The sequence below is a fragment of the uncultured Jannaschia sp. genome (genome assembly GCF_947494055.1).
GTDB lineage: Bacteria > Pseudomonadota > Alphaproteobacteria > Rhodobacterales > Rhodobacteraceae > Jannaschia.
The window spans coordinates 1-666 of sequence record NZ_CANLTR010000160.1 but is presented as its reverse complement, the minus strand read 5'-3'; the positions used below and the strand labels follow the sequence as shown (position 1 = coordinate 666).

Below are 666 nucleotides of genomic sequence, written 5' to 3'. Positions count from 1 at the left end.
GAACCATGTCCCCCTCTCGGGACATGGCTTCGCAATGCCCTGTCGGGCAGCGGGATCCTACGACTTCGTCGAGAGCCGGACGCACGATGGAAGGAAGTTCCGCATGCTCGACGTGATCGATGAGTTCACCCGGGAATGCATGGCGATCCGGATCGACCGAAAGCTGAACTCGACCGCCGTGATCGATGTCCTGACCGATCTGTTCATGTCTCACGGGGCGTGCCGGGACACATTCGCTCGGACAATGGGCCGGAGTTCATCGCCAAGGCTGTCCGGAACTGGATTGATGCCGTGGGCGCAAAAACGGCATTCATCGAGCCGGGCAGCCCCCTCTCGGGACATCGCCATGCGATGCCCTGCCGGGCAGTGCATGGGAGAACGGCTACTGCGAGAGCTTCGACTCGAAGCTCCGCCCCTCTCGGCAGATTGCTCTGCAATCGCCCGCCGGGCAACGGACGAACTGCTGAACGGCGAGATCTTCCAATCCCTCGCCGAAGCCCGAGTGGTGATCAAGGCATGGCGCGTCCACTACAAGACCGTCAGGCCCCATTCTTCGCTGGGCTACCGGCCACCCGCACCGGAAGCCGTCGAATGGCCGCCTTACGGCCCGGGATCAACAACGCCCCAAGCATCCGCATTGGCGCCGAACCCCATCATGCACCAAGA

1 pseudogene is annotated in these 666 nt (G+C 62.8%); it reads left to right on the top strand.

The features are described from left to right. A pseudogene (locus tag Q1A87_RS23640) lies at positions 1-666 on the top strand (integrase core domain-containing protein); the annotation flags it as partial.